The 2,315-nt window shown below is 67.8% G+C and carries 1 protein-coding gene; it reads left to right on the top strand.

Annotation, left to right across the window (positions count from 1 at the left end):
• Positions 1 to 2,212: TonB-dependent siderophore receptor (locus AX702_RS10810; RefSeq protein WP_066779316.1), on the top strand; the 2,212-nt coding region annotated here is incomplete at its 5' end.
• Positions 2,213 to 2,315: the final 103 nt, after the last annotated feature.

The raw sequence follows: 2,315 nt of genomic DNA, 5'->3' as shown, positions 1-2,315 counted from the left end.
GCAGGCGGCGCCCGGGTCGGCGCAGCAGCGCGAGACGGAAGAGGCGGCGACGCCCGGGGTGCAGAGTGGCGACATCATCGTCACCGCGACCGGCCAGTCGACCGCCAGTTCCTCCACCAAGACCGACACGCCGATCATCGAATCGCCGCAAACCATTTCCGTCATCAGCCGCGACGAGATCGACCTGCGCGCCTCGCCGACCATTGCCGATGCGCTGAGCTATACCGCCGGCGTGCAGGCAGAGGCGTTCGGGCTCGACAGCCGGGTCGACGAAGTGTCGGTGCGCGGCTTTGGCGCGGGCGGGTTTTCGTCCAACAACAATTTCGTCGACGGGCTTCGCCTGCCCACCGGCGGGCAGTGGACGCGCCCCGGCTTCGACACGTTCGCGCTTCAGCAGATCGAGGTGCTGAAGGGCCCGTCCGGCGCGCTTTACGGCCAGTCGGCGCCCGGCGGCATCGTCAACATCGTGACCAAGCGGCCCAGCTTCACCCCGCATGGCGAGGTGCTGCTGCAGGGCTGGGGCGTCACTGATCTGGAAAAATGGACCTATCAGGGCGCGGCGGACGTGACCGGGCCGCTCAGCGATACGCTGGCCGCGCGCGTGGTGGCGCTCGCCCGCTATGGCGAGACGCAGGTCGATGACGTGAAGATCGGGCGGCAATATATCTCGCCCAGCATCACCTGGCGCCCGAGCGACAACACCACATGGACGCTGCTGGGCCAGCACCAGCGCGACGAGGGCGGCGCGACCTTCCAGTTCCTGCCGCGCATCGGCACCCTGGTATCGGCGAACGGCGGCTATATCGACCAGGACGCGAACATCGGCGAGCCGGGCTGGAACACGTTCGACCGCAACCAGTATCTCGCCGCCAGCTTCTTCGAGCAGCGCTTCGGCGACGGGCGCTTCGCGCTGCGCAACAACACGCGCTACACACGGCTGGAAACGCTGTACCGCGTGGTGGTGCTGTCCGGCGACACGCTGACGGCCTGCCCGGCGAACATCCGCGGCTGTATTCCCAACCAGACGATCAACCGGCGCGCCGTGCAGGGCGTGGGCGAATCCGACGGCTGGGCAACCGACACGCAGCTGGAGGCGCGGGTGAACACCGGGCCGGCCGAGCATGTGCTGCTGGGCGGATTCGATTACTTCCACACCGAATGGGAGCATTATCGCGACCTGGTGAACGGCGCGCTGGTGCTGCCGGTGCTGGACATTCTGAACCCGGTGTCGCGCGGCAGCGCCGGTTTCGCGGGCGCCCTGTCGCCGCAGATCTATACCGAAACGGTCAGCTCGCAGAAGGGCGTGTACCTGCAGGACCAGATTTCCTGGGGCGACCTGCGCGTCACCTTGGGCGGGCGGTACGACTGGGCGGAGGACGATACGTTCAACCCGGTCAACAACCGCCGCTACATCAACAAGAACGACAAGTTCACCTGGCGCGCGGGCGCGGTGTATCTGCATCCGTCGGGCCTGGCGCCCTATGTCAGCTATGCCACCAGCTTCCTGCCGCAGGTGAGCGACCCCTCGTCCAGCCTGAACGGCGAGCCCTTCGTGCCCACCACCGGGCAGCAATGGGAAGGCGGCATCCGCTATCAGGGCGGGCGCGGCATCTATGTGACGCTAGGCGGATATCAGATCACGCAGCAGAATATCGTCACGCCCGATCCGAATGGCACGCTATGCGGCACCAGCACCTGCCAGGTGCAGACGGGCGAGGGGCGCATCCGCGGCGTGGAGCTGGAGGCGAAGGCGAACCTGCCCTGGGGCATGGCGGTGATCGCCGCCGGATCGCGCCAGTGGAGCGAGATCACCGAAAGCAACGCGACCTATACCGTGCCGGGTGTGTCCGGCCCGCTGCAGCAGGAGGGCAATGACCTGGCGCAGGTGCCGTCATGGCTCGCCTCGCTGTTCGTCGACCAGCGGATCCGGTCCGGCGGGCTGGCCGGGCTCGGCTTCGGCGGCGGCGTGCGCTACACCGGCAAGAGCTGGGGCGAGACCAACAACACGCTGCGCATCCCCGATTACACGCTGTTCGACCTGTTCGTCCGCTACGACCTGGGCGTCGCCAATCCGGAACTGTCGGGCGTCACCATGTCGGTCAACGCGCGCAACATCGCCGACAAGCGCTTTGTCGCGACCTGCACCGCGACATCGGCCTGCTATTACGGCCAGGGCCGCAGCGTGATCGCGCGGCTGCAATATCGGTGGTGAGCATGGCGCGTCACGCCCTGCTGGCGGTGCTGGGGTCCGCGATGATGGCGGCGGCGATAATCGCGGTGTCGGGGGCGGCGCAGGCGGGAGGCTCGCCGGGCGG

This window comes from Sphingomonas sp. CCH5-D11 (assembly GCF_001557395.1).
Taxonomy (GTDB): Bacteria; Pseudomonadota; Alphaproteobacteria; order Sphingomonadales; family Sphingomonadaceae; genus Sphingomonas.
The sequence above is the reverse complement of the archived record's forward strand: the minus strand, read 5'-3'. Positions and strand labels throughout refer to the sequence as shown.